This is a genomic window from Streptomyces sp. NPDC006259 (assembly GCF_042870975.1).
Lineage (GTDB): Bacteria > Actinomycetota > Actinomycetes > Streptomycetales > Streptomycetaceae > Streptomyces.
Genome location: NZ_JBIAHY010000003.1, coordinates 350444 through 371263 on the forward strand (window position 1 = coordinate 350444; position 20820 = coordinate 371263).

Here is a 20820-nt window from a genome sequence, read left to right on the forward strand (position 1 = left end):
GGCCCGTGCGGAGAGCGACCTCCGGCTGACGCGGGCGCCCGGCGCGTCACCCGTGGGCAGGCCTCGCCGCGCGCGGGGGCGCCCGCGGGCCCACCCTGGTCGTATGAGCCCGATGACCTCCGAGAGCGGCGGAAAGAGCGGCGGGAAGACCGGTGGAGCGGACGGAGCGCAGGCGCCCGCCCGGATCACCGTGCTGGCGCTCACCGTCCTCACCCTGATCTTCATCTTCGAGAACACCGGCGCCACGCGGATCAGGCTGCTGGTCCCCGAGGTGACGGTGACGGTGCCGCTGTGGACGGCGATGCTCGCCACCGGGGTCGTCGGCGCGCTGTGCGGCGCGTACGTCGTCAGACGGCGCGGCTGACCCCGTCGTACCCTGGCCCGATGCCGCACACCACGTCCCGCCACCTCGCCGAGGGCCCCCGCGTGGGCATACGCCACTTCACCCACGCCGACGCGGACGAGTTCACCGCCCGGGTGCGGGAGAGCGAGGACCTGCACCGTCCGTGGCTGTTCCCGCCCGCCACCGCCGAGGCGTACCGGGCGTACGCGGGACGGCTGATCCAGGACCCCACGAAGGCCGGATTCCTCGTGTGCGACCTGGACGACGGGGCCGTCGCCGGGTTCATCAACATCAACAACATCGTCGGAGGCGGCTTCCAGTGCGGCGCGCTCGGCTACGGCGCCTTCGCGCACGCCGCCGGCCGCGGACTGATGCGCGAGGGACTCGACCTGGTGGTGGAGCACGCCTTCGGGCCGATGCGGCTGCACCGGCTGGAGATCAACGTGCAGCCCGGCAACGCGGCCTCGATCGCCCTCGCGCGGGCCTGCGGCTTCCGCCTGGAGGGCTTCTCCCCGAAGATGATCTACCTGGACGGGGACTGGCGCGACCACGAGCGGTGGGCGCTCACCGCCGAGATGCGCACCCAGCGCTCTCCGGGCAGCCCACACTCTCCGGGCGGCCCGCGCCTCCCGAGGTCCGTCGGCCCTGCCGGTTGACCTTCGTCGCCGCCGCCCTCGGCCGCCACTGATCCGGTGTCAGCCTCACGCCGGGCGGCGGTCCACGTACTCGTACACCGCGCCGTCGGGATGCCGCACGATCAGATTGCGGCCCGCCGGGGTCGCCACCGGGCCCGCGATGATGTCCGCGCCCAGCTCGTCCAGCGTCTTGCGCGCCTCGTCGACGTCCGTCACGGCGATCGTCGCCGCGACCTTGCGCAGCACCTCCAGCTCGGTCGCGGGCCCGCTCATCAGCAGGAAGCAGCCGACCGCCGCGACCTGCACGCCGCCGCGCCCGAAGCGCAGCGCCGGGGTGCCCGAGAGGCGCTCGTAGAACGGGACGGCGGCTTCCAGGTCGTCGACGCAGACACGCAGGGTGGCTCCCAGAATGTTCATGCGGGGAAGCCTAGTTGGGCCGGCCGGCACACGGAGATCCCTTCCCCCGGTCCCTCGCTGGGCACGCCGTGGCCGTCCGGCTCCCGCCCGCGTTACCGGTCGGCAGGCCCGCCCGAAGGCCGGCAGGCTCAGGCGAGTTGGGGCAGTACCTTCGTGCGGTAGAAGTCGAAGAAGCCGCGCTGGTCGGGGCCGATCTGGTTGACGTAGATCCGGTCGAAGCCCGCGTCGGCGAACGCCTTGAGCGCGCCGACATGGTCCTCCACGTCGTCGCCGCACACCGTGTTCTCGGCCACCATCTCCTCCGTGACCAGCGGCTCCAGCTGCTCGAAGTGGCTCGGCGTGGGCAGCACCTGGCCCATCTCACCGGGCAGCAGCTGGTTCGACCAGAGCCTGCGGACCGTGCGGACGGCCTCGTCGCGGTCGGGGCCGTAGCAGACCTTCGTGCCGCCGCTGACGAGCTTGGCACCGCCGCCGCCCTTGCGGAACTGCTCCACCATCGGCTCCTGCGGCATCATCGTGATGTAGCCGTCGCCGATCCGGGACGCCAGCGCCGTGGCCTTCGGGCCGAATCCGGAGATGTCGATGGGGACCGGCTCGTCCGGGACCGTGTACAGGCGGGCGTTCTCCACCGTGTAGTGGGTGCCGACGTGGTTGACCTCCTCGCCGGTGAACAGCCGCCGCATGATCTGGATCGCCTCCTCCAGCATCTCCAGGCGTACGTGCGTGGGCGGCCAGGCGTCGCCCAGGATGTGCTCGTTGAGGGCTTCGCCCGAGCCGACGCCGAGCCGGAAGCGGCCCTGCGTCATCACCGCGCTCGTCGCGGCGGCCTGCGCCACCACCGCCGGGTGCATCCGCACCGTCGGGCAGGTCACGGCCGTCTCGATGGGCAGCGACACCGCCTCCGACAGGGCGCCGATCACCGACCAGACGAACGGGCTCTGGCCCTGTGCGTCGTTCCACGGGTGGTAGTGGTCGGAGATCCAGAGCGCCGTGAATCCGGCCTGCTCGGCCATCCGCGCCTGTTCGACGAGGTCCGCGGGGCCGAACTCCTCGCAGGACAGGAAATAGCCGTACTCGGGCATGGAGGTACCTCCGCTGGGGGGTGCGGCGGGTGGGCGGTCGCGGTCCGGGTTACCCCGCGGGCGGGCCGGAAACCGGGCGGCGACGCGGGACCAAGGGGACCCGGCACACGTTTGGCGGGCCCTGCCGGGGGGACGCGTAAACCCCCGTACGACACACTTCCCCGCGGCCCGCGCGGCGTGGGGCCACCGGAGGCGAACGTGAGTCGACCCCGCATCGTGATCGTCGGAGCCGGCTTCGCCGGATACCGCACGGCCCGCACCCTGGCGCGGGCGGCCCGCGGCCGGGCCGACATCACCCTGCTGAACCCGACCGACTACTTCCTGTACCTGCCCCTGCTGCCGCAGGTGGCCGTCGGGATCCTCGAACCGCGCCGGGTCACCGTCTCCCTCGCCGGCACCCTGCCGGACGTGCGGCTGGTGCTCGGCGAGGCCGGCCGCGTCGACCTCGACGGGCGCACGGTGCACTACACCGGCCCCGAGGGCGAGTCGGGCACCCTGGGCTACGACCGGCTGGTGCTGGCCGCGGGCAGCGTCAACAAGCTGCTGCCCATCCCGGGCGTCGCCGAGCACGCCCACGGCTTCCGCGGCCTGCCCGAGGCGCTCTACCTTCGCGACCACGTGACCCGGCAGGTCGAACTGGCCTCCTCCTCCGACTCCGCCGCGCTCTGCTCGGCACGCTGTACGTTCGTGGTCGTCGGCGCCGGCTACACCGGCACCGAAGTCGCCGCGCAGGGCCAGCTGTTCACCGACGCGCTGGTGCGCTCCCACCCCCTCCGCAAGGACGTACGGCCGCGCTGGCTGCTCCTCGACGTGGCCGACCGGCTCCTGCCCGAACTGGACGAGCGGCTCTCCGGCACCGCCGGCCGGGTGCTGCGCGAACGTGGCGTCGACGTGCGGATGGGGACCTCCGTGAAGGAGGCCACCGCGGACGGGGTCCTGCTCACCGACGGCGAGTTCGTCGACACCCGGACCCTGGTGTGGTGCGTGGGCGTACGGCCCGACCCCCTGGCGGAGTCCCTCGGACTGCCCATGGAGCGCGGACGGCTCCTCGTCGAGCCGACCCTCCAGGTGCCCGGCAGGCCCGAGGTGTTCGCGTGCGGTGACGCCGCCGCCGTACCCGATCTGGAGAAGCCGGGGGCGTACACGCCGATGACGGCGCAGCACGCCTGGCGGCAAGGCAAGGTCGCCGGTCACAACATCGCCGCCTCACTGACCGGTCGCGAGCTGCGGCCCTACCGGCACAAGGACATGGGCTTCGTCGTCGACCTCGGTGGCATTGAGGCCGCCGCCAACCCGCTGGGCGTCCCGCTGTCGGGGCCGGTCGCCGGCGCGGTCACCCGCGGGTACCACCTGGCCGCCATGCCCGGCAACCGCGTGCGGGTCGCGGCCGACTGGCTGCTGGACGCCGTACTGCCGCGCCAGGCCGTCCAGTTGGGACTCGTGCGGTCCTCGTCGGTACCGCTGGACACGGCGTCGCCGGAGCTGGCGCGGCTGCCGGACGGGCGGGAACGGCAGACGGCGTCCGCGAGGCCTGGCGCCGCCGCCGGCGGCCAGAAGGCCGTCGGCGGGGGTGGCGGCGAGGACACCTCGCGGACCATCACCTCGCCGACTCCGGAGCCGGTGAGGAGCGAGCCGGCCAAGCACGGGAACCGGCCGGGGCAGGCACCCGCGGAGAACCAGCCCGGTCCGGAGCCGGCGGAGAACCAGCCCGGTCCGGAGCCGGCGGAGAACCAGCCCGGTTCGGAGCCCGCGAAGAACCAGCCCGGTCCTGAGCCTGCCAAGAACCAGCCCGGTTCGGAGCCCGCGAAGAACCAGCCGCGCCCCGCGCCTCGGGAAGGAGGCCGGTAACCCGATGGACACCGCCGAACTCACCGAACTCGGCCAGCAGTTGCGGGTGGACAGTGTCCGTGCCTGCGCCGCCGCCGGCTCCGGGCACCCGACGTCCTCGATGTCCGCCGCGGATCTGATGGCCGTGCTGCTGGCGAACCACCTGCGCTACGACTTCGACCGCCCCGCCCACCCGGCCAACGACCGTTTCATCCTCTCCAAGGGCCACGCCTCCCCGCTGCTGTACGCGGCGTACAAGGCGGCCGGAGCCATCGACGACGACGAACTCCTCACCTTCCGCGGACTCGGCAGCCGCCTCGAAGGCCACCCCACCCCACGGCGCCTGCCCTGGGTGGAGACGGCCACCGGCTCGCTCGGCCAGGGACTGCCCGTCGGTGTCGGCATCGCCCTCGCGGGCAGCCGGCTGGACCACGGGGACCACCGGGTGTGGGTGCTGTGCGGAGACGGCGAGATGGCCGAGGGCTCGGTGTGGGAGGCCGCCGAACACGCGGGCCACGAGCACCTGGACAACCTCACGGTGATCGTCGACGTCAACCGGCTCGGCCAGCGCGGGCCCACCCGGCACGGCCACGACCTCGACGCGTACGCCCGCCGCTTCCAGGCCTTCGACTGGCACACCGTGCAGGTGGACGGGCACGACGTGGACGCCGTCGACCGCGCGTACGGCGAGGCGCTCTCCACCAGGGGACAGCCCACCGCGATCCTCGCCCGCACCCTCAAGGGCAGGGGCGTCGAGGCCGTCCAGGACCGCGAGGGCCTGCACGGCAAGCCGCTGCCGGACGCCGACGAGGCGATCGCGGAACTCGGCGGACTCCGTGACCTGCGGGTGGAGGTGCACGAGCCGCCCGTCACCCGCATGCTGCACTCCGTGCCCACCGGCCGTCTCGACCTGCCCCGCTGGGAGAAGGGCGACCCCGAGGAGGGCGTCGCCACCCGCGACGCCTTCGGGCAGGCCCTCGCCGCGCTCGGCACGGCCCGCGGCGACATCGTGGCGCTCGACGGCGAGGTGGGCGACTCCACCCGCACCGAGTCCTTCGCCAAGGAACACCCCGAGCGGTTCTTCGAGTGCCATATCGCCGAACAGCAGCTCGTCGCCACCGCGGTCGGCATGGCCACCCGCGGCTGGCTGCCGTACGCCTCCACGTTCGCGGCCTTCCTGACCCGGGCGTACGACTTCGTGCGCATGGCGTCCGTCAGCGGCGCCGGGATCAACCTGGTCGGCTCGCACGCCGGAGTGGCCGTCGGGCAGGACGGGCCCTCCCAGATGGGCCTGGAGGACCTGGCGATGTTCCGGGCCGTGCACGGCTCCACCGTCCTGTACCCCTGCGACGCCAACCAGACCGCCGGGCTGGTCGCCGCGATGGCCGGGCTCGACGGCATCCGCTATCTGCGCACCTCGCGCGGCGCGAGCCCGGTGATCTACGGCCCCGACGAGGAGTTCCCGGTCGGCGGCAGCAAGGTGCTGCGCTCCTCCGACGGCGACCGGCTGACCGTCGTCGCGGCCGGTGTCACCCTGCACGAGGCGCTGAAGGCCGCCGACGCCCTCGACGCCGAGGGCATCGCGGTCCGGGTGATCGACCTGTACTCGGTCAAGCCGGTCGACCGGGACACCCTGCGGCGGGCCGCCGAGGAGACCGGCTGCCTCCTGACCGTGGAGGACCACCACGAGGAGGGCGGCCTCGGCGACGCGGTCCTCGACGCCTTCACCGACGGGCGTCCCGTGCCCCGCCTGGTGCGACTGGCCGTCCGCACGATGCCGGGTTCGGCGAGCCCCGAGGAGCAGCTGCACGCGGCGGGCATCGACGCGGACTCCATCGCCGCCTCCGCCCGGCTGCTGGTGGAGACGGCGGTCCTGCCATGAGCGACGGGGGCCGCGCGGGGAAGGACGGCGGCCGCGCGGGGAGCGACGGCGCTCGTCCGGGGGGTCACGGTGGCGCGACCGTGCGGGCCGGACGCCGCACCGTCGAGGTGCACCGGCCGGACAAGGTGCTGTTCCCGGCCGGTGCCGACGGGACGGAGTACACCAAGGGCGACCTGGTGGCGTACTACCGCGCGGTGGCCCCGTTCATGCTGCCGCAGCTGCGCGGCCGGCCGCTGATGCTGGAACGGCATCCGGACGGCGTCGGCGGACCCCGGTTCATGCAGAAGAACACCCCCGAGCACTACCCGGAGTGGATCAGCCGGGTGGAGGTCGCCAAGGAGGACGGCACCGTCCTGCACACCGTGTGCGACGACTTCGCCACCCTCGTGTACCTTGCCGACCAGGCCTGCCTCACCCCGCACCGCTGGCTGTCGCGGGCCGGCCGGGTCGACCGCCCCGACCTGATGGTCTTCGACCTGGACCCCTCCGGCGACGACTTCGACGCCGTGCGCGAGGCGGCCCGACGGCTGGGCGAGCTGCTCGACGAGGTGCGGCTGCCGTCCGCCCTGATGACGAGCGGCTCACGGGGACTGCACGTCGTCGTCCCGCTGAACGGACGGCACGGCTTCGACGAGGTGCGCGCCTTCGCGCGGGACGCCGCCGACCTGCTCGCCGCCGAGCACCCCGACGACCTGACGACCGCCGCCCGCAAGAAGGACCGCGGCGGGCGGCTCTACCTCGACGTGCAGCGCAACGGTTACGCGCAGACCGCGGTCGCCCCCTACGCCGTGCGGGCCCTTCCCGGTGCCCCCGTGGCCGTGCCCATCGGCTGGGACCAGCTCGACGACCCCGGCCTGGGGCCGCGCCGCTGGACCATCGCCGACGCCGTGGAGCAGGCCCGCACCGATCCGTGGTCGGGGCTGGGCACCCGCGGCCGTGCCCTGGGGCCCGCCAGGCGCCGCCTCGACGCGCTGCGTGGCTGATGCACACATCGTCCGTGCGCAGGCCGTCCGGCCGGCGCGGCGGACGCGTACGCCTGTGAAGGTTTGGCCATGGTCCTTGCGGCCACACGAAGGAAGAGGTGGCCATGCCGAACACGAAGAACACGAAGACCACAACCGGAACACACACTTCACGAAACGCCCCGAAAACCCCTGACGACGACGACCCCGACGGCGAGGACCAGACCGTGACGGACAACCGGCCGAGCCCCATGGATGTGCTGCGCGAGGCGCGCGCCCAGCTCGCGGAGCTGACCGGCATGACCGCGGAGAGCGTGTCGTCCTTCGCGCAGACGGAGGACGGCTGGTCCCTGGAGGTCGAGGTCCTCGAACTCGAGCGGGTGCCCGACACCATGAGCCTCATGGCGACCTATGAGGTCGAACTGGACCCGGAGGGCCGGCTGACCGGCTACCGCCGCGTTCGTCGGTACGAACGCGGGCGGGCCGACGCGCACAGGTCCGGCGGCCGGTAGGCCGCTCGCCGCTTCACGGCACGGATCCCATACCACTCATCACAAGGAGGTGCGGTCGAATGACCGTGGTCCCGGCACAACAGTCCGGCGGCGGAGGTGGCTCCAGCGGCCTCTACGACGTCCTGGAACTCGTTCTCGACAGGGGGCTGGTCATCGACGCCTTCATACGAGTCTCCCTGGTCGGCATCGAGATCCTGAAGATCGACGTACGGGTGGTCGTCGCCAGCGTCGACACCTATCTGCGGTTCGCCGAGGCGTGCAACCGTCTCGACCTGGAGGCGGGGCCGCGCAAGAGCCCCGGCCTGCCCGAGATCGTCGGAGACGTCACCGAGTCCGGCGCCCGCGGCAAGTCCAAGGGCGCCCTGTCCGGCGCCGCGGAGACCATCTCCGGCGCCTTCAAGCAGGCCCGTGACGAGGGCGCCGAGACCGAGTCCAGGCCGCGTCCGCGCAAGGCGACCTCCGCGCGCCGCAAGGAGGAGCAGGAGTGAGCACCTACGTCTACGGCATCACCGCCGCTTCGCACCCCGCCCTTCCGGACGGCCTGAACGGTGTGGGAGAGCCTCCCCTGCCCGTGCGGGTGCTGCGCGCGGGGGACCTCGCGGCCGTCGTCAGCGACGCCCCCGAGAACCTGCGGCCCAAGCGCCGCGACCTCCTCGCGCACCAGACCGTTCTCGGCGAGATCGGGGCGGAGGGCTGCGTGCTGCCGATGCGGTTCGGCAGCGTCGCCCCCGACGACGACGCCGTCACGGGCGTCCTCACCGAGCGCGCCGAGCACTACGCGGAGCGGCTGCGGGCTCTCGACAACAAGGTCGAGTACAACGTCAAGGCCTCCCATGTGGAGGAGGCCGTGCTGCACCAGGTGATGGCGGACAGCCCCGAGCTGCGCGCGCTGGCCGAGGCGAACCGGCAGGCGGGAGGCGGCTCCTACGAGCAGAAGCTCCAGCTCGGCGAGATGGTGGCGGCCGCCGTCAAGGCCCGTGAGGCGGAGGACGCGGCGGAGATCCAGCGGGTGCTGGAACCGCTCGCGGCGGCCGTCGAGGCGGGTCCGGAGTCGACCGGCTGGCTCGCCAACGTCTCGTTCCTCGTGGACCGCGACGAGGCCGCGCGCTTCCTGGAGGCGGCGGAGGGCATCCGCGAGAGCCGGTCCTACCTGGAGGTGCGGGTCAACGGTCCGCTGCCGCCGTACAGCTTCGTCGAGCCCGGCCCCGCGAAGCCCGCCGTGCCGGCCGCCGAGTAGCGGAGCACAGAAGCGAAGGAGCCAAGGAGATGGGCCTGATCTCGGAGGTGTTGCTGTTGCCGTTCGCCCCGGTGCGGGGCAGCGGCTGGGTGATCCAGCAGGTCGTTCGTGAGGCCGAGCGGATCTACTACGACCCCGCCACGGTGAGGGCCGAACTCTCCAAGCTCGAGGAGCGGTTGGAAGCCGGAGAGATCACGGAGGAGGAGTTCGACCGGATGGAGGACGAACTCCTCGACCGGCTGGACATCGCCATGGGCACGAGCACGGGAACCGACGACGGGACGGCATCATGAACCGAGTGGGACTGGGCCTCGCGATAGGGGCCGGATACCTCCTGGGGCGCACGAAGAAGATGAAACTGGCGTTCGCCGTGGGCTCGATGGTCGCGGGCAAGCGGCTGAACCTGACCCCGCGCGCCCTGGCGGACCTGGTGTCCCAGCAGCTGAAGGACAACCCGCAGTTCAAGCAGCTCGGCGACGAGCTGCGGCAGGACCTGCGAGGTGTCGGCAAGGCGGCCTCCGGCGCGATGGTGGAACGCCAGATGAACGCCCTCGCGGACCGGTTGCACAGCCGTACCGGTCAGGTCCGCGACCAGCTTCAGGGGGTCGTCCCCGACATGCCGGGCGGCGGGTCGCGCGAGGACGAGGACACCGACGAGGAGTACGACGAGCCGGAGTCCGCGCGTGACGAGCGCGACGAGGACGAGGACGCCGAGGACGAGGCCGAGGATAACGGCACGGCCGAGAACGGGGCCGAAGACGGCGAGGCGGCCGAGGAGGAGACGCAGGAGCGTCCGCGCAAGAAGACGGCGGCGAAGAAGGCACCGGCGAAGAAGGCCGCGAAGAAGGCACCGGCCAGGAAGGCGCCGGTCAAGAAGACCGCCGCGTCCGGCCGTGAAACGGCCGCGAGGACCGCGTCGCGGGCACGGCGGCCGAAGGAAGGCGGTGAGTGATGACCGAGACCCTCGGATCGGCCACGTCCACGGCGGGCAAGGCGGCCGGCGGCAACCCGCTGGCAGGGGTCGCGCAGAGCGAGGCCGCCGACCGGCTGAAGGCGGAGGTGCAGGAGTACCTCGCCGCACAGACCGAGCGCGTGCTGGCCGGTGTCGGCCGCAAACTCGGCGAGACCACGGTCAAGCTGAACGACATCGCCGAGGGCAACAGCCCCGGCTTCGCCAAGCTCGCGCTGGACGGCGGCAAAAAGATCGCCGAAGGCAAGGGCCCCGTGCGCACCGCGCTCGAACTCGGCGCCTCGCGCGCCAAGGACAAGGTGACCGGCGCCCTGAAGAACCTGGGCGGCGGCAAGGGCAAGAGCAAGGGCGGATCGGGCAAGAAGCCCACCGTCATCATGGAGCAGATCGACGTCGGCGTGCCGCTGCGCACCGCCTACGACCAGTGGACGCAGTACCAGGACTTCAGCACCTTCGCCAAGGGCGTCAAGAGCGCGAGCCGCGCCGACGACACCACCAGCGACTGGCAGCTGAAGGTCTTCTGGTCGAACCGGAGCTGGAAGGCGAAGACCACCGAGCAGGTCCCTGACGACCGGATCTCCTGGACGTCCGAGGGCGCCAAGGGCACCACCAAGGGCGTGGTCTCCTTCCACCGGATCGCCGACAACCTCACCCGCGTCCTGCTGGTCGTGGAGTACTACCCCACCGGCCTGTTCGAGAAGACCGGCAACATCTGGCGGGCCCAGGGCCGCCGCGCCCGCCTCGACCTGAAGAACTACGCCCGGTTCGTCACCCTCAAGGGAGAGGTGGACGACGGCTGGCGCGGCGAGATCCGCGACGGCGAGGTCGTCCGGTCCCACGAGGACGCCCTCGCCGAGGAGGAGAGCGAGTCCGAGAACTCCGAGGAGAACGCCGAGCCCGAGGAGGAGGCGTACGACGAGGACGAGCCGGAGGCGGAGTACGACGAGGACGCCGAGCCCGAGGACGAGCCCGACGCCGAGTACGACGAGGCCGACGAGGTCGAGGGGACCGAGGAGGAGGACGAGCCCGACGCCGAGTACGAGGAGGCTGATGAGGCCGACGAGGCCGACGAGGCCGAGGCCGAGGACGAGCGCGCGTACGACGAGGACGGGAGCCGTCGATGAGCGTGCCGAGCCGGATGCCGGAACCGTACGGCCAGAGCGGCGGCGCCAACCTCGCGGACATCCTGGAACGGGTCCTCGACAAGGGCATCGTCATCGCCGGTGACATCCGGATCAACCTGCTCGACATCGAACTGCTCACCATCAAGCTCCGCCTCATCGTCGCCTCCGTCGACAAGGCGAAGGAGATGGGCATCGACTGGTGGGAGGACGACCCCGCGCTGTCCTCCCGTGCCGGACGCGACCAGCTCGCCCGGGAGAACGCCGAGCTGCGGGAGCGGCTGGCCCGGCTCGAGGAACTCGAGCCGCGCCGCTCCCGCGCGCAGGACCCCGCGCCCGCCCCCGCCCGTGAGGAGTCCCCATGACCGGACTGCGCTACGTCTACGCCGTCTGCCGGCCCTTCGGCGCGCCGCTCCAGGCCCAGCTGACGGGCGTGGCCGGCGCACCGGCCAAGATGCTGCACCACCACGGCCTGATCGCCGTCGTCAGCGACGTGCCGGAGCGGGACTTCGCCGAGGAGCCGCTCCGCGCCCATCTGGAGGACCTGGACTGGCTCGCCGCCACCGCGCGCGGCCACCAGCAGGTCATCGACGCGCTGACCGCGGTCACCACGCCGCTGCCGCTGCGGCTGGGCACCGTCTTCCGTGACGACAGCGGCGTCCGCGTGATGATCGAGGAACGCGAGGAGGTCTTCCTGCGCACCCTGGAGCGGCTGGACGGGCGCGTGGAGTGGGGTGTGAAGATCTACGTGGAGCCCACCGGCCAGGACGACACGGCCGGCCCGGACGCCGCGGAGGCGAAGCCGGTTTCCGGCCGCGACTACCTGCGGCAGCGGCGCATGCGGGTGAGGGCGCACGAGGACACCTGGCAGCGGGCGGAGCGGTTCGCGGGCCGACTCCACACCCTCCTCTCGGAACACGCGGACTCGGCCCGTCTGCACGCACCGCAGAACTCGGCCCTTTCCCGGGCGGCCGGACAGAACGTGTTGAATGCCGCCTATCTGGTTCCACGCGCCACGTCCGAGGAATTCGTGGAAATCGTGGACCGCACGAAGGGCGAGGAACCCGGAATGCGCGTGGAACTCACCGGGCCCTGGGCCGCCTACTCCTTCGTGGAGCCCGCGGCGGCCGAGGGCACGGAGAGCGGCACTCAGGCCGGGGCGCGGGGCGGGGCGAGCGGCGCGCAGGGCGCGGGGAGTACCGGGAACACGGGGGAGGAGGGCTCATGACCGTCGTGGAGCGCCGGGAGGTCGCCCTCGTCGACCTGCTCGACCGGTTGCTGGCGGGCGGAGTCGTCATCACCGGTGACATCACCCTGCGGATCGCGGACGTCGACCTGGTCCGCATCGATCTCAACGCCCTGATCAGCTCCGTGAACGAGAACGTGCCGTCGCCCTGGAGGGAGCTTTCGTGACCACGCAGCGCAAGCGTCATGTCGACCTCGAACCCGACACGGTCGAGCGGGACCTGATCAAGCTGGTCCTCACCGTCGTCGAGCTGCTGCGCCAGCTGATGGAACGGCAGGCGCTGCGCCGCTTCGACCAGGGCGACCTGTCCGAGGAGCAGGAGGAGCGGATCGGGCTCACGCTGATGCTGCTCGACGACCGGATGACCGAACTGCGCGAGCGCTACGGACTGCGGCCCGAGGACCTGAATCTGGACCTCGGGCCGCTCGGACCGCTGCTGCCCCGGGAATGAGGCGTCCGGCAGGACGCCGGTGAAGCGTTCCCGGGGTCAATTCACCACCTGTACCAACGACCCCGGCCTCCTCCCGCGGTGGTTCCGCGCATCAGGAATCCCAGGAGCCAGAGAACGAGAACCGCGATAGCGATCCACCAAAGCACGTTCACCGCGAATCCGGCACCGAAAAGAATCAGCACCAGAAGCAGTACCAGCAGGATGGGAACCATAGTTTCGAACCTCCTGCTGTCCGGGTTTCCCCGAATGCGCGATTCAGGCGTCCTTTCTGCACAGAATCTCTCCGTGCAGAACGGCGAACCAGCCGTCCGGACGCTCTCCCCATTCCCGCCAGGCCCGTTCCACGGCCGTCAGCCGTCCGGCGTCGGCGTGCCCGCCCTCGACGGCGCGTTCCGCGTAGGCGGAGGCCTGGGTGCGGTCGGCCCACAGGCCGCTCCACCAGGCCCGCTCCTCGACGGTGCTGAACGTCCAGGTGGCGGAGGTGGCCGTGATGTCGGTGAAGCCCGCCTCGCGCGCCCAGGACTTCAGCCGGCGACCGGCGTCGGGTTCTCCGCCGTTGGCGCGGGCCACCGTGCGGTACAGGTCCAGCCAGTCGTCCATGCCGGCCGAGGCCGGGTACCAGGTCATGGCGGCGTAGTCCGCGTCGCGGACGGCGACGTATCCGCCGGGCCGGGTGACGCGCCGCATCTCGCGCAGCGCCCGCACCGGGTCGCCGACGTGCTGGAGCACCTGGTGGGCGTGGACCACGCAGAACGTGTCGTCCGGGTACTCCAGGGCGTGCACGTCGGCGACCACGAAGGCGGTGTTGGTCAGGCCGCGCGCGGCGGCCGTGGCCCGCGCCTGCTCCAGGATGCCGGGAGCGTGGTCGGCGCCGGTGACGTGTCCGTCGGGGACCAGGGCGGCCAGGTCGGCGGTGATGGTGCCCGGACCGCAGCCGATGTCCAGGACCCGCATGTCCGGTTCCAGCGCACCGAGAAGGTACGCGGCCGAGTTGGCGGCGGTCCGCCAGGTGTGCGACCGCAGCACCGACTCGTGGTGTCCGTGCGTGTAGACGGCGGTCTCCCGTGCTCCCGGCATGGCTCAGCCCCTTCTCGACGACCCGGTCCCCGGACTCGGCGGAGCCCGGGGCCTGATGTCCGTCACCGTACGTGCGCAACCGCATGCTGAGACAGTTCGTCCCGCAGAGTGGAATGACGGAGCGTCAGGTCTGGGCGGGTACCCTTCAGGGGCCGACATCCCGCGCGGGGCGGCACGACACCGGAGGGTGAGCGCATGCGTCTGCTGCTGGTCCGTCACGGCGAGACTCCGACCAACGTGGCCCGCCTGCTGGACACCGCCGTCCCCGGCCCCGGCCTGACCGCGCTCGGCGAGCGGCAGGCCGCGGCCCTGCCCGAGGCCCTCGCCGACGAGGACATCGACGCCCTCTACGCCTCCACCCTGGTGCGGACCCGGCTCACCGCCGCGCCGCTGGCCGCGGCCCGCGGCCTCGACGTCCTGGTCCGCGACGGCATCCGGGAGATCTCCGCCGGTGACCTCGAACTGCTGCCGGGCGAGTCACGGGAGGGCGAGCGGTACATGCGCACGGTGTTCGCCTGGGCGGCCGGGGACCTGGCACTGCGCATGCCGGGCGGCGAGAGCGGCACCGAGTTCCTCGAGCGCTACGACGCCGTGGTCGCCGAGGCCGCGGCGAGCGGCGCCCGCACCGTCGCCCTGGTCAGCCACGGCGCCGCGATCCGCGCCTGGACGGTGGCCCGCGCCCTCAACGTCGACGTGCCCTTCGCCGCCGCCCACCGTCTCGCCAACACCGGTGTGATCGTCCTCGACGGCTCACCGTCCGACGGATTCAAGGCCCTGACCTGGGCGGGCGCGACCGTGGCACCCGCGGGCGAGGGCGGGCCGGCCGGCGAGCCGCTCGACCCGGCCGGATGAGCCGCGACCTGCGGGGACCGCGCCGATAACGGTTTGCCGCATCCGGCGGGCGGCCCGCAGAATGCACCCTCATGGGACACCTGGAAGCCGCGCACCTCGAGTACTACCTCCCCGACGGGAGAACGTTGCTCGGCGACGTGTCCTTCCGGGTGGGCGAAGGGGCCGTCGTGGCCCTGGTCGGACCCAACGGCGCGGGCAAGACGACCCTGCTGCGGCTGATCTCCGGCGAGCTGAAACCCCACGGCGGCACCGTCACCGTCAGCGGCGGGCTCGGCGTGATGCGCCAGTTCGTGGGCTCCGTACGGGACGAGACGACCGTGCGCGACCTGCTCGTGTCGGTGTCCTCGCCGCGCATCCAGGAGGTCGCCAGGGCCGTCGACAAGGCCGAGCACGCGATCATGACCGTCGACGACGAGGCCGCGCAGATGCAGTACGCGCAGGCCCTCTCCGACTGGGCGGAGGCGCACGGGTACGAGGCCGAGACGCTGTGGGACATGTGCACCACGGCGGCCCTCGGCGTGCCCTACGACAAGGCCCAGTTCCGTCAGGTGCGCACCCTGTCCGGCGGCGAGCAGAAGCGGCTGGTGCTGGAGGCGCTGCTGCGCGGCACCGACGAGGTGCTCCTGCTCGACGAGCCGGACAACTACCTCGACGTGCCCGGCAAGCGGTGGCTGGAGGAGCGGCTCAAGGAGACCCGCAAGACGGTCCTGTTCGTCTCCCACGACCGCGAACTCCTCTCCCGCGCCGCCGAGAAGATCGTCTCCGTGGAGCCGGGACCGGCCGGCGCCGACGCCTGGGTGCACGGCGGCGGCTTCGCCACCTACCACGAGGCCCGGCGCGAACGCTTCGCCCGCTTCGAGGAGCTGCGCCGCCGCTGGGACGAGAAGCACGCCCAGCTGAAGAAGCTCGTCCTGAACCTCCGGCAGGCCGCCTCCATCAGCCATGAGCTGGCGTCCCGCTACCAGGCGGCCCAGACCCGCCTGCGCAAGTTCGAGGAGGCCGGCCCGCCGCCCGAGCCGCCGCGCGAGCAGGACATCACCATGCGCCTCAAGGGCGGCCGCACCGGCGTGCGGGCCGTCACCTGCAAGGGCCTGGAACTGACCGGCCTGATGAAACCCTTCGACCTGGAGGTCTTCTACGGCGAACGGGTCGCCGTCCTCGGCTCCAACGGCTCGGGCAAGTCGCACTTCCTGCGCCTGCTGGCCGGCGACACCGTGGCGCACACGGGGGAGTGGAAACTGGGCGCGCGGGTGGTGGCGGGCCACTTCGCGCAGACCCACGCCCACCCCGAGCTGCTGGGCCGCACACTCCTGGACATCCTGTGGCAGGAGCACTCCCAGGACCGGGGCGCCGCCATGTCCCGGCTACGCCGGTACGAGCTGACCCAGCAGGCCGAGCAGGCCTTCGAACGGCTCTCCGGCGGCCAGCAGGCCCGCTTCCAGATCCTGCTGCTGGAGCTGGAGGGCGTCACGGCCCTGCTCCTCGACGAGCCGACCGACAACCTCGACCTGGAGTCCGCTGAAGCCCTCCAGGAAGGGCTGGAGGCCTTCGACGGCACGGTCCTCGCCGTCACCCACGACCGCTGGTTCGCCCGCTCCTTCGACCGCTACCTGGTGTTCGGCAGCGACGGCCGGGTCCGGGAGACCCCGGAGCCGGTGTGGGACGAGCGCCGCGTGGAGCGCGCCCGGTAGCGCCGGCCCCTCCGTCGGCCGTGTCCGGCGGGATGGCTCGGGGCGCCGTCGGCCGCCCGTGAGCGGCTTCCCGCCGGCGTGCTCCCGGTCGGGCGGCCCGAGTGTGCCCCCGGTCGGCCGGGAGTGCGTGCCGGGGTGCCGGCGCGGCCGCAGGCGCCGGGCCGGAGAGCCGGTGCGACGGATAGGGGCCGGATAGTTCCCTGGGTCGGAGAGTCTCCTGGTGCGGAGAGTTCCCCGGGTCCTCCCGGACGCCGGCCGGATGCCTGTGCTCCACCGGGGGTACTCGGGCCCCATGGACGAACACGACGAGTGGGGCACCACGATGACCGGAGTCGACCCCGACCGGCTGGACGACCAGCAGCTCATGAAGGAGCTGGAGACGATCCACCGCACCCGCCACGACACCCTCCTGCACGGCTCGAACGACGCCCTGCGCGCCCACAACGACCGGATGGCCCAGCTGGAGGGCGAGTACCTGCGCCGCAACCCGCGCCGCCTGGTCTCGCCGGGCCGCACCCGCGACGGAGCCAGGGAACGCACCGGATCCGCCGAGGGCACGGACCGCCCGGACACCCCGGTCGGCAAGTGGGGCCCGGGCACGGCGAACGGCCCCGGCCGGGCCTGAGCCCTGCCGGAGCCGCTCCGTCGACGGCCCGCTGCCGGGGAGCCGCTCAGGCGGCTTCCCGGCCGAACACGTCCAGGTACGTCTCGCAGAACGCCTTCAGATCGTCCGGCTTGCGGCTGGTCACCAGCTTGTTGGGCCCGTGGTCGCAGACCTTGACCTGCTCGTCGACCCAGGTGCCGCCCGCGTTCTCGAGGTCCGTCCGCAGGCTCGGCCACGAGGTCAGCACCCGGTCGCGCACGACGTCCGCCTCGATCAGCGTCCACGGGGCGTGGCAGATCGCGGCGACCGGCAGGCCCTGATCGAAGAACGCCTTGACGAACGCCACCGCCTGCTCGTCGGTGCGCAGGAAGTCCGGGTTCGCGACCCCGCCCGGCAGGACCAGCCCGCCGAAGGAGTCCGCCGAGGCCTCGCCGGTCACCTCGTCGACCGGGAAGGTGTCCGCCTTGTCGAGGTGGTCGAAGGCCTGGATCTCACCCGGCGCGGTCGACACCAGCACGGGTTCGTGGCCCGCGTCCTTCGCCGCCTGCCAGGGATCGGTCAGCTCCACCTGCTCGACGCCCTCGGGGGCCGTCAGAAACGCGATGCGCATGATCGTTCCACGTCCTTTCCTGATGATCTCGCTCGGATGTCGCTTGTGGTCGGATGATCAGCGTGTCGGCCGGCTCCCGCGGGCCGGCGGGAACGACCCCGCCCGGCCGCCGCCTCGCCGCACGTCTCCTTCGGATCCTCGGGATCCGGTCCACCGCGTACCCGGGGGACCGGGGCCGACACGAGGAACCGGCCGCCGACGTCGTGACCGCGGGTCACTCCCGCTCCGGCCCCGGCCCCGGCAGGAACTCCTGCACCTTCGCCTTGAACCCCTGCCTCAGCACCGAGCCCCCGTCCGCGTCGCCCCGCAGGATCGAGGCGGCCGTCGCCTCCATCTGCTCCCAGGTCGCGTGCGGCGGGACCGGCGGCACCGCCGGGTCGGTGAGGAACTCCACGACCGCCGGCCCGTCCGCCTCCAGCGCCGTACGCCAGCCCGCCGCCACGTCCTCCGGCTTCTCCACCCGCACCCCCGTCAGACCGAGGCTGCGGGCGAACGCCGCGTACTGCACGTCCGGCAGCTCCTGCGACGGCAGGAACGACGGGGCGCCGCCCATGGCCCGCAGCTCCCACGTCACCTGGTTGAGGTCCCGGTTGTTCCACACGGCGACCACCAGCCGCCGGTCCGGCCAGCGGTCCTGGTACTTCGCCGCCGTGATCAGCTCCGCCAGCCCGTTCATCTGCATCGCCCCGTCCCCGACCAGCGCGACCACCGGCCGGTCCGGATGGGCGAACTTCGCACCGATCGCGTACGGCACCCCGCAGCCCATCGTCGCCAGCGTGCCGGAGAGCGAGCCGCGCATGTCACCGCGCATCGTCAGATGGCGCGCGTACCAGTTCGCCACCGAACCCGAGTCGGAGGTGACGATCGCGTCGTCCGGCAGCAGCGGGTCCAGGGCCCGCGCCACGTACTCGGGGTTGATCGGATCGGCCGACACCCGCGCCCGCCGCTCCAGCACGTCCTGCCAGTGCCGGACGTTGTCGCACACCGTGTCGAACCACTCGCGGCCCCGCGTGCCCTCGGACGTCAGCATCGGGATCAGCCGCCGCAGGGTCTCGCGCGCGTCACCGACCAGGTTCACCTCGTACGGATAGCGCATCCCGACCATGTGCGGATCGAGGTCGATCTGCACGCCCCGCGCCTGGCCGAACTCCGGCAGGAACTGCGAGTAGGGGAACGAGGAACCGATCGTCAGCAGGGTGTCGCAGTCGCGCATCAGCTCGTACGACGGCCGGGTGCCGAGCAGGCCGATCGAGCCGGTGACGTACGGGAGTTCGTCGCTGAGGACGTCCTTGCCGAGCAGCGCCTTCGCCACACCGGCGCCGAGGAGTTCGGCGATCCGCTCCACCTCCGCGCGGGCCCGCGCCGCGCCCTGGCCGACCAGGATCGCCACCTTGTCGCCGGAGTCGAGGATCTCCGCCGCCCGCCGCAGCGACTCCTCCGACGGAACGGTCGTCCACTCGCTGCGGTCCAGGCTCGAGGGGACCATCTTGAACGCGTGGGTGGGCGGCGAGTAGTCCAGCTCCTGCACGTCCCCGGGGATGATCACCGCGGTCGGGCAGCGGCGGCCGTACGCGGTGCGGATCGCCCGGTCCAGCACGTTCGGCAGCTGCTCGGGGACCGTGACCGTCTCCACGAACTCCGAGGCGACGTCCTTGAAGAGGCTGTGCAGGTCGACCTCCTGCTGGTACGACCCGCCCATCGCGGTGCGGTGCGTCTGGCCGACGATCGCCAGGACCGGCACATGGTCCAGCTTCGCGTCGTACAGGCCGTTGAGGAGGTGGATGGCGCCCGGACCCGAGGTCGCCGCGCACACACCGAGCCGACCGCTGAACTTGGCGTAGCCGACCGCCTGGAACGCCGACATCTCCTCGTGCCGGGACTGCACGAAACGCGGTTGGTCGTCGGCCCGGCCCCACGCCGCGAGAAGCCCGTTGATGCCGTCGCCGGGATAGCCGAAGACCTGCTCCACACCCCATTCGCGCAGCCGGCGCAGGACGTGGTCGGAGACCTTGGTCGTCATGGAAGGGTCCTCCCTGGGCATGGGGCGGCGCGGCACCGCCAGGCCTGTCCCGAGTGACCCCGAAGACCGCCGGAAAACCTGGCCGGGCGGGCGCGGACAAGGGCGGGGGGCAGGCGCGGCACCGTCACTTCGGCGCCCCACGCGCCCGCGTCACCCGATCGGGTGCGGCCGTCCCGCCAATGGACCGTGGCCGCGGGCGGTGGCGGGCGGGGCGGGCTGTGATGGCTGTGGGGCACGGAGATGTGCCTCACAGCCGTCGGCCGAAGGAGCCGTGCCATGCGCCGCACCGCCCGTGTCCTGTCCGTCGCCGCCCTGGCCGGTGCCGTGCTGACCGGCGCCGCCCCGGCCGCGTTCGCGGACCCGGCGGTGGAGATCAGCCCGGCCACGGCCGCTCCCGGAGGCAGCGTCACCGTCACCGTGACCTGCGACCCCCTCGGCGCGCCCGCCCCCCAGACCATCGACGCCGCCTCGGACGCCTTCGAGGAGGGCAGCGTCAAGCTCACGCTGGAGCCCGGCGGCGACGAGCTGACCGGCCCCGCCTATCGCGGCACCGCCCGTATCGCCCCGGCCGCGGACCTCGACGAACCGGCCGACGCGGCCGACGTGGCCGACGCCGACACCGCGTGGACCGTCGACGGCACCTGCCCGGCACCGCCCGGCGGCCAGGGCGGCATGTGGAGCGCCACCTACGACGTCCCCCGCGCGGGCGGCGCGGGCGGCGGCGCGAGCGGCGGCGGCACGGGACCGACCATCCCGCCCTGCGCACCCGCGCACACCACGGCCTGCTCCACGCCCCAGCCGTGCGCGTCCGAACACACCACCCCCGGCCACACCACCCCCGGCCACGGCGCCTCCTGCCCCACCCACCCCGCACCGCAGCCCTGCCCCCCGTCCCGCGACTACGCGCCGCAGGGCATCGCGCCGCAGGGCATCGCGCCGCACGGCACCGCCTGCCCCGGCGCGGCCGTCGAGCACGGCGTGCGTGCCGGCTCCGGCGGCACCTTCACCGACTCCGTCCCCGCCCTGGTCGCCGGCGGACTGCTGATCGCCGGCGCGCTCGGCGCCGCCGCCCACCGCCTGTGCCGCCGGAACCGCACGGCGGGCGCCTGACCCCGCCCGGCCCGCGCTGTGATCGGCGCTACCCCGGGCCACGGCCATGGGGCGACCATGTCCGGGTACCCGACACCCCGAGGGCCCGCCCGGCCCCGGACGCCCGTCGCGCACCACCCGGCACGGGGACGAAGTCCCGCCACCGCACGGCGGGCCCGGCGGCCGGCGGCA

The 20820-nt window shown here is 72.8% G+C and carries 25 protein-coding genes; 19 read left to right on the top strand and 6 right to left on the bottom strand.

All coding sequences use genetic code 11. From position 1 onward, the window contains the following. Positions 1-103: 103 nt before the first annotated feature. Positions 104-364, top strand: coding sequence for a DUF1049 domain-containing protein (locus ACFYO5_RS12950; protein ID WP_356561531.1), 261 nt, complete (start codon positions 104-106; stop codon positions 362-364). Between the two features lie 20 nt (positions 365-384). After that, positions 385-999 carry a GNAT family N-acetyltransferase gene (locus ACFYO5_RS12955; protein WP_388707806.1) on the top strand — a complete coding sequence of 205 codons (615 nt, stop codon included), beginning with the start codon at positions 385-387 and terminating at the stop codon, positions 997-999. A gap of 45 nt (positions 1000-1044) precedes the next feature. On the opposite strand, the gene ACFYO5_RS12960 is transcribed toward ACFYO5_RS12955, so the two are convergent. Together ACFYO5_RS12960 and ACFYO5_RS12965 are read right to left on the bottom strand one after the other, a co-directional pair. Further along, entirely contained in the window at positions 1045-1395 is a 351-nt protein-coding gene (locus tag ACFYO5_RS12960; RefSeq protein WP_356561535.1) for a VOC family protein, read from the bottom strand. A gap of 128 nt (positions 1396-1523) precedes the next feature. Then, entirely contained in the window at positions 1524-2477 is a 954-nt protein-coding gene (locus ACFYO5_RS12965) for an LLM class F420-dependent oxidoreductase (protein WP_356561537.1), read from the bottom strand. Between the two features lie 198 nt (positions 2478-2675). Between ACFYO5_RS12965 and ACFYO5_RS12970 the strand changes: the two genes are divergently transcribed. The 13 genes from ACFYO5_RS12970 to ACFYO5_RS13030 all read left to right on the top strand — a co-directional run bounded on the left by ACFYO5_RS12970 (position 2676) and on the right by ACFYO5_RS13030 (position 12685). After that, positions 2676-4325: an FAD-dependent oxidoreductase gene (locus ACFYO5_RS12970; protein WP_388707810.1), complete on the top strand. Its 1650-nt coding sequence runs from the start codon at positions 2676-2678 to the stop codon at positions 4323-4325. Between the two features lie 4 nt (positions 4326-4329). After that, entirely contained in the window at positions 4330-6186 is a 1857-nt protein-coding gene (locus ACFYO5_RS12975) for a transketolase (RefSeq protein WP_388707813.1), read from the top strand. An 80-nt stretch (positions 6187-6266) separates the two neighbouring features. Further along, positions 6267-7169, top strand: a complete 903-nt coding sequence (ligD, locus tag ACFYO5_RS12980; protein WP_388709205.1) for a non-homologous end-joining DNA ligase — start codon at positions 6267-6269, stop codon at positions 7167-7169. A gap of 104 nt (positions 7170-7273) precedes the next feature. After that, positions 7274-7660, top strand: a complete 387-nt coding sequence (locus ACFYO5_RS12985) for a gas vesicle protein (RefSeq protein WP_388707815.1) — start codon at positions 7274-7276, stop codon at positions 7658-7660. 59 nt (positions 7661-7719) lie between these two features. Then, complete coding sequence (locus ACFYO5_RS12990) at positions 7720-8148, top strand: gas vesicle structural protein GvpA (RefSeq protein ID WP_356561544.1); 429 nt, start codon at positions 7720-7722, stop codon at positions 8146-8148. Next, positions 8145-8897, top strand: a complete 753-nt coding sequence (locus ACFYO5_RS12995; protein WP_388707818.1) for a GvpL/GvpF family gas vesicle protein — start codon at positions 8145-8147, stop codon at positions 8895-8897. Before ACFYO5_RS12990 ends, ACFYO5_RS12995 begins: the two co-directional genes overlap by 4 nt. 29 nt (positions 8898-8926) lie before the next feature. After that, on the top strand, positions 8927-9190 hold the full coding sequence (locus tag ACFYO5_RS13000; protein ID WP_356561548.1) for a gas vesicle protein GvpG: 264 nt from the start codon (positions 8927-8929) through the stop codon (positions 9188-9190). Continuing rightward, positions 9187-9849 (top strand): DNA primase, encoded by a 663-nt coding sequence (locus tag ACFYO5_RS13005; protein WP_388707822.1) that lies wholly within the window; start codon positions 9187-9189, stop codon positions 9847-9849. The genes ACFYO5_RS13000 and ACFYO5_RS13005 overlap by 4 nt, the downstream gene beginning before the upstream one ends. Then, the gene (locus tag ACFYO5_RS13010) at positions 9849-10991 is read left to right on the top strand and encodes an SRPBCC family protein (protein WP_388707824.1); all 1143 of its coding nucleotides are present in this window, start codon (positions 9849-9851) and stop codon (positions 10989-10991) included. The genes ACFYO5_RS13005 and ACFYO5_RS13010 overlap by 1 nt, the downstream gene beginning before the upstream one ends. Then, on the top strand, positions 10988-11353 hold the full coding sequence (locus ACFYO5_RS13015) for a gas vesicle protein (protein ID WP_388707827.1): 366 nt from the start codon (positions 10988-10990) through the stop codon (positions 11351-11353). Before ACFYO5_RS13010 ends, ACFYO5_RS13015 begins: the two co-directional genes overlap by 4 nt. Beyond that, positions 11350-12216 (top strand): GvpL/GvpF family gas vesicle protein, encoded by an 867-nt coding sequence (locus ACFYO5_RS13020; protein WP_388707830.1) that lies wholly within the window; start codon positions 11350-11352, stop codon positions 12214-12216. Before ACFYO5_RS13015 ends, ACFYO5_RS13020 begins: the two co-directional genes overlap by 4 nt. Then, positions 12213-12401, top strand: a complete 189-nt coding sequence (locus tag ACFYO5_RS13025) for a gas vesicle protein (RefSeq protein WP_356561558.1) — start codon at positions 12213-12215, stop codon at positions 12399-12401. Before ACFYO5_RS13020 ends, ACFYO5_RS13025 begins: the two co-directional genes overlap by 4 nt. Beyond that, the gene (locus tag ACFYO5_RS13030; RefSeq protein ID WP_356561560.1) at positions 12398-12685 is read left to right on the top strand and encodes a gas vesicle protein K; all 288 of its coding nucleotides are present in this window, start codon (positions 12398-12400) and stop codon (positions 12683-12685) included. The genes ACFYO5_RS13025 and ACFYO5_RS13030 overlap by 4 nt, the downstream gene beginning before the upstream one ends. A gap of 41 nt (positions 12686-12726) precedes the next feature. Here ACFYO5_RS13030 and ACFYO5_RS13035 read toward each other — a convergent pair whose 3' ends face one another. Continuing rightward, positions 12727-12897, bottom strand: a complete 171-nt coding sequence (locus ACFYO5_RS13035) for a hydrophobic protein (RefSeq protein ID WP_388707834.1) — start codon at positions 12895-12897, stop codon at positions 12727-12729. A gap of 43 nt (positions 12898-12940) precedes the next feature. Beyond that, positions 12941-13762, bottom strand: a complete 822-nt coding sequence (locus ACFYO5_RS13040; protein WP_388707836.1) for a methyltransferase domain-containing protein — start codon at positions 13760-13762, stop codon at positions 12941-12943. 195 nt (positions 13763-13957) lie between these two features. Here ACFYO5_RS13040 and ACFYO5_RS13045 point away from each other — a divergent pair, with 195 nt between their 5' ends. From ACFYO5_RS13045 to ACFYO5_RS13055, 3 genes are all read left to right on the top strand, one after another. Next, on the top strand, positions 13958-14614 hold the full coding sequence (locus ACFYO5_RS13045; protein WP_388707838.1) for a histidine phosphatase family protein: 657 nt from the start codon (positions 13958-13960) through the stop codon (positions 14612-14614). A gap of 71 nt (positions 14615-14685) precedes the next feature. Continuing rightward, complete coding sequence (locus ACFYO5_RS13050; protein WP_388707840.1) at positions 14686-16305, top strand: ABC-F family ATP-binding cassette domain-containing protein; 1620 nt, start codon at positions 14686-14688, stop codon at positions 16303-16305. Between the two features lie 292 nt (positions 16306-16597). Further along, positions 16598-16930 (top strand): DUF6158 family protein, encoded by a 333-nt coding sequence (locus ACFYO5_RS13055; protein WP_356561569.1) that lies wholly within the window; start codon positions 16598-16600, stop codon positions 16928-16930. Positions 16931-16976: 46 nt separating this feature from the next. Here ACFYO5_RS13055 and ACFYO5_RS13060 read toward each other — a convergent pair whose 3' ends face one another. Both ACFYO5_RS13060 and ACFYO5_RS13065 read right to left on the bottom strand, forming a co-directional pair. After that, positions 16977-17519, bottom strand: a complete 543-nt coding sequence (locus ACFYO5_RS13060) for a type 1 glutamine amidotransferase domain-containing protein (RefSeq protein ID WP_388707844.1) — start codon at positions 17517-17519, stop codon at positions 16977-16979. Positions 17520-17733: 214 nt separating this feature from the next. Then, complete coding sequence (locus tag ACFYO5_RS13065; protein ID WP_356561572.1) at positions 17734-19539, bottom strand: thiamine pyrophosphate-requiring protein; 1806 nt, start codon at positions 19537-19539, stop codon at positions 17734-17736. A gap of 276 nt (positions 19540-19815) precedes the next feature. Between ACFYO5_RS13065 and ACFYO5_RS13070 the strand changes: the two genes are divergently transcribed. After that, positions 19816-20649: a hypothetical protein gene (locus ACFYO5_RS13070; protein ID WP_388707847.1), complete on the top strand. Its 834-nt coding sequence runs from the start codon at positions 19816-19818 to the stop codon at positions 20647-20649. The last annotated feature ends 171 nt before the right edge of the window (positions 20650-20820 follow it).

Bases quoted from the DNA above. Each gene is read 5' to 3' on its own strand.
- ACFYO5_RS12950 (WP_356561531.1), top strand. From the start codon at position 104: ATGAGCCCGATGACCTCCGAGAGCGGCGGAAAGAGCGGCGGGAAGACC.
- ACFYO5_RS12985 (WP_388707815.1), top strand. From the start codon at position 7,274: ATGCCGAACACGAAGAACACGAAGACCACAACCGGAACACACACTTCA.
- ACFYO5_RS13050 (WP_388707840.1), top strand. From the start codon at position 14,686: ATGGGACACCTGGAAGCCGCGCACCTCGAGTACTACCTCCCCGACGGG.
- ACFYO5_RS13060 (WP_388707844.1), bottom strand. From the start codon at position 17,519: ATGCGCATCGCGTTTCTGACGGCCCCCGAGGGCGTCGAGCAGGTGGAG.
- ACFYO5_RS13000 (WP_356561548.1), top strand. From the start codon at position 8,927: ATGGGCCTGATCTCGGAGGTGTTGCTGTTGCCGTTCGCCCCGGTGCGG.
- ACFYO5_RS13005 (WP_388707822.1), top strand. From the start codon at position 9,187: ATGAACCGAGTGGGACTGGGCCTCGCGATAGGGGCCGGATACCTCCTG.
- ACFYO5_RS12990 (WP_356561544.1), top strand. From the start codon at position 7,720: ATGACCGTGGTCCCGGCACAACAGTCCGGCGGCGGAGGTGGCTCCAGC.
- ACFYO5_RS13070 (WP_388707847.1), top strand. From the start codon at position 19,816: ATGCGCCGCACCGCCCGTGTCCTGTCCGTCGCCGCCCTGGCCGGTGCC.
- ACFYO5_RS12960 (WP_356561535.1), bottom strand. From the start codon at position 1,395: ATGAACATTCTGGGAGCCACCCTGCGTGTCTGCGTCGACGACCTGGAA.
- ACFYO5_RS13035 (WP_388707834.1), bottom strand. From the start codon at position 12,897: ATGGTTCCCATCCTGCTGGTACTGCTTCTGGTGCTGATTCTTTTCGGT.
- ACFYO5_RS13010 (WP_388707824.1), top strand. From the start codon at position 9,849: ATGACCGAGACCCTCGGATCGGCCACGTCCACGGCGGGCAAGGCGGCC.
- ACFYO5_RS13020 (WP_388707830.1), top strand. From the start codon at position 11,350: ATGACCGGACTGCGCTACGTCTACGCCGTCTGCCGGCCCTTCGGCGCG.
- ACFYO5_RS12955 (WP_388707806.1), top strand. From the start codon at position 385: ATGCCGCACACCACGTCCCGCCACCTCGCCGAGGGCCCCCGCGTGGGC.
- ACFYO5_RS13065 (WP_356561572.1), bottom strand. From the start codon at position 19,539: ATGACGACCAAGGTCTCCGACCACGTCCTGCGCCGGCTGCGCGAATGG.
- ACFYO5_RS13045 (WP_388707838.1), top strand. From the start codon at position 13,958: ATGCGTCTGCTGCTGGTCCGTCACGGCGAGACTCCGACCAACGTGGCC.
- ACFYO5_RS12975 (WP_388707813.1), top strand. From the start codon at position 4,330: ATGGACACCGCCGAACTCACCGAACTCGGCCAGCAGTTGCGGGTGGAC.
- ACFYO5_RS12965 (WP_356561537.1), bottom strand. From the start codon at position 2,477: ATGCCCGAGTACGGCTATTTCCTGTCCTGCGAGGAGTTCGGCCCCGCG.
- ACFYO5_RS13040 (WP_388707836.1), bottom strand. From the start codon at position 13,762: ATGCCGGGAGCACGGGAGACCGCCGTCTACACGCACGGACACCACGAG.
- ACFYO5_RS13055 (WP_356561569.1), top strand. From the start codon at position 16,598: ATGGACGAACACGACGAGTGGGGCACCACGATGACCGGAGTCGACCCC.
- ACFYO5_RS13015 (WP_388707827.1), top strand. From the start codon at position 10,988: ATGAGCGTGCCGAGCCGGATGCCGGAACCGTACGGCCAGAGCGGCGGC.
- ACFYO5_RS13025 (WP_356561558.1), top strand. From the start codon at position 12,213: ATGACCGTCGTGGAGCGCCGGGAGGTCGCCCTCGTCGACCTGCTCGAC.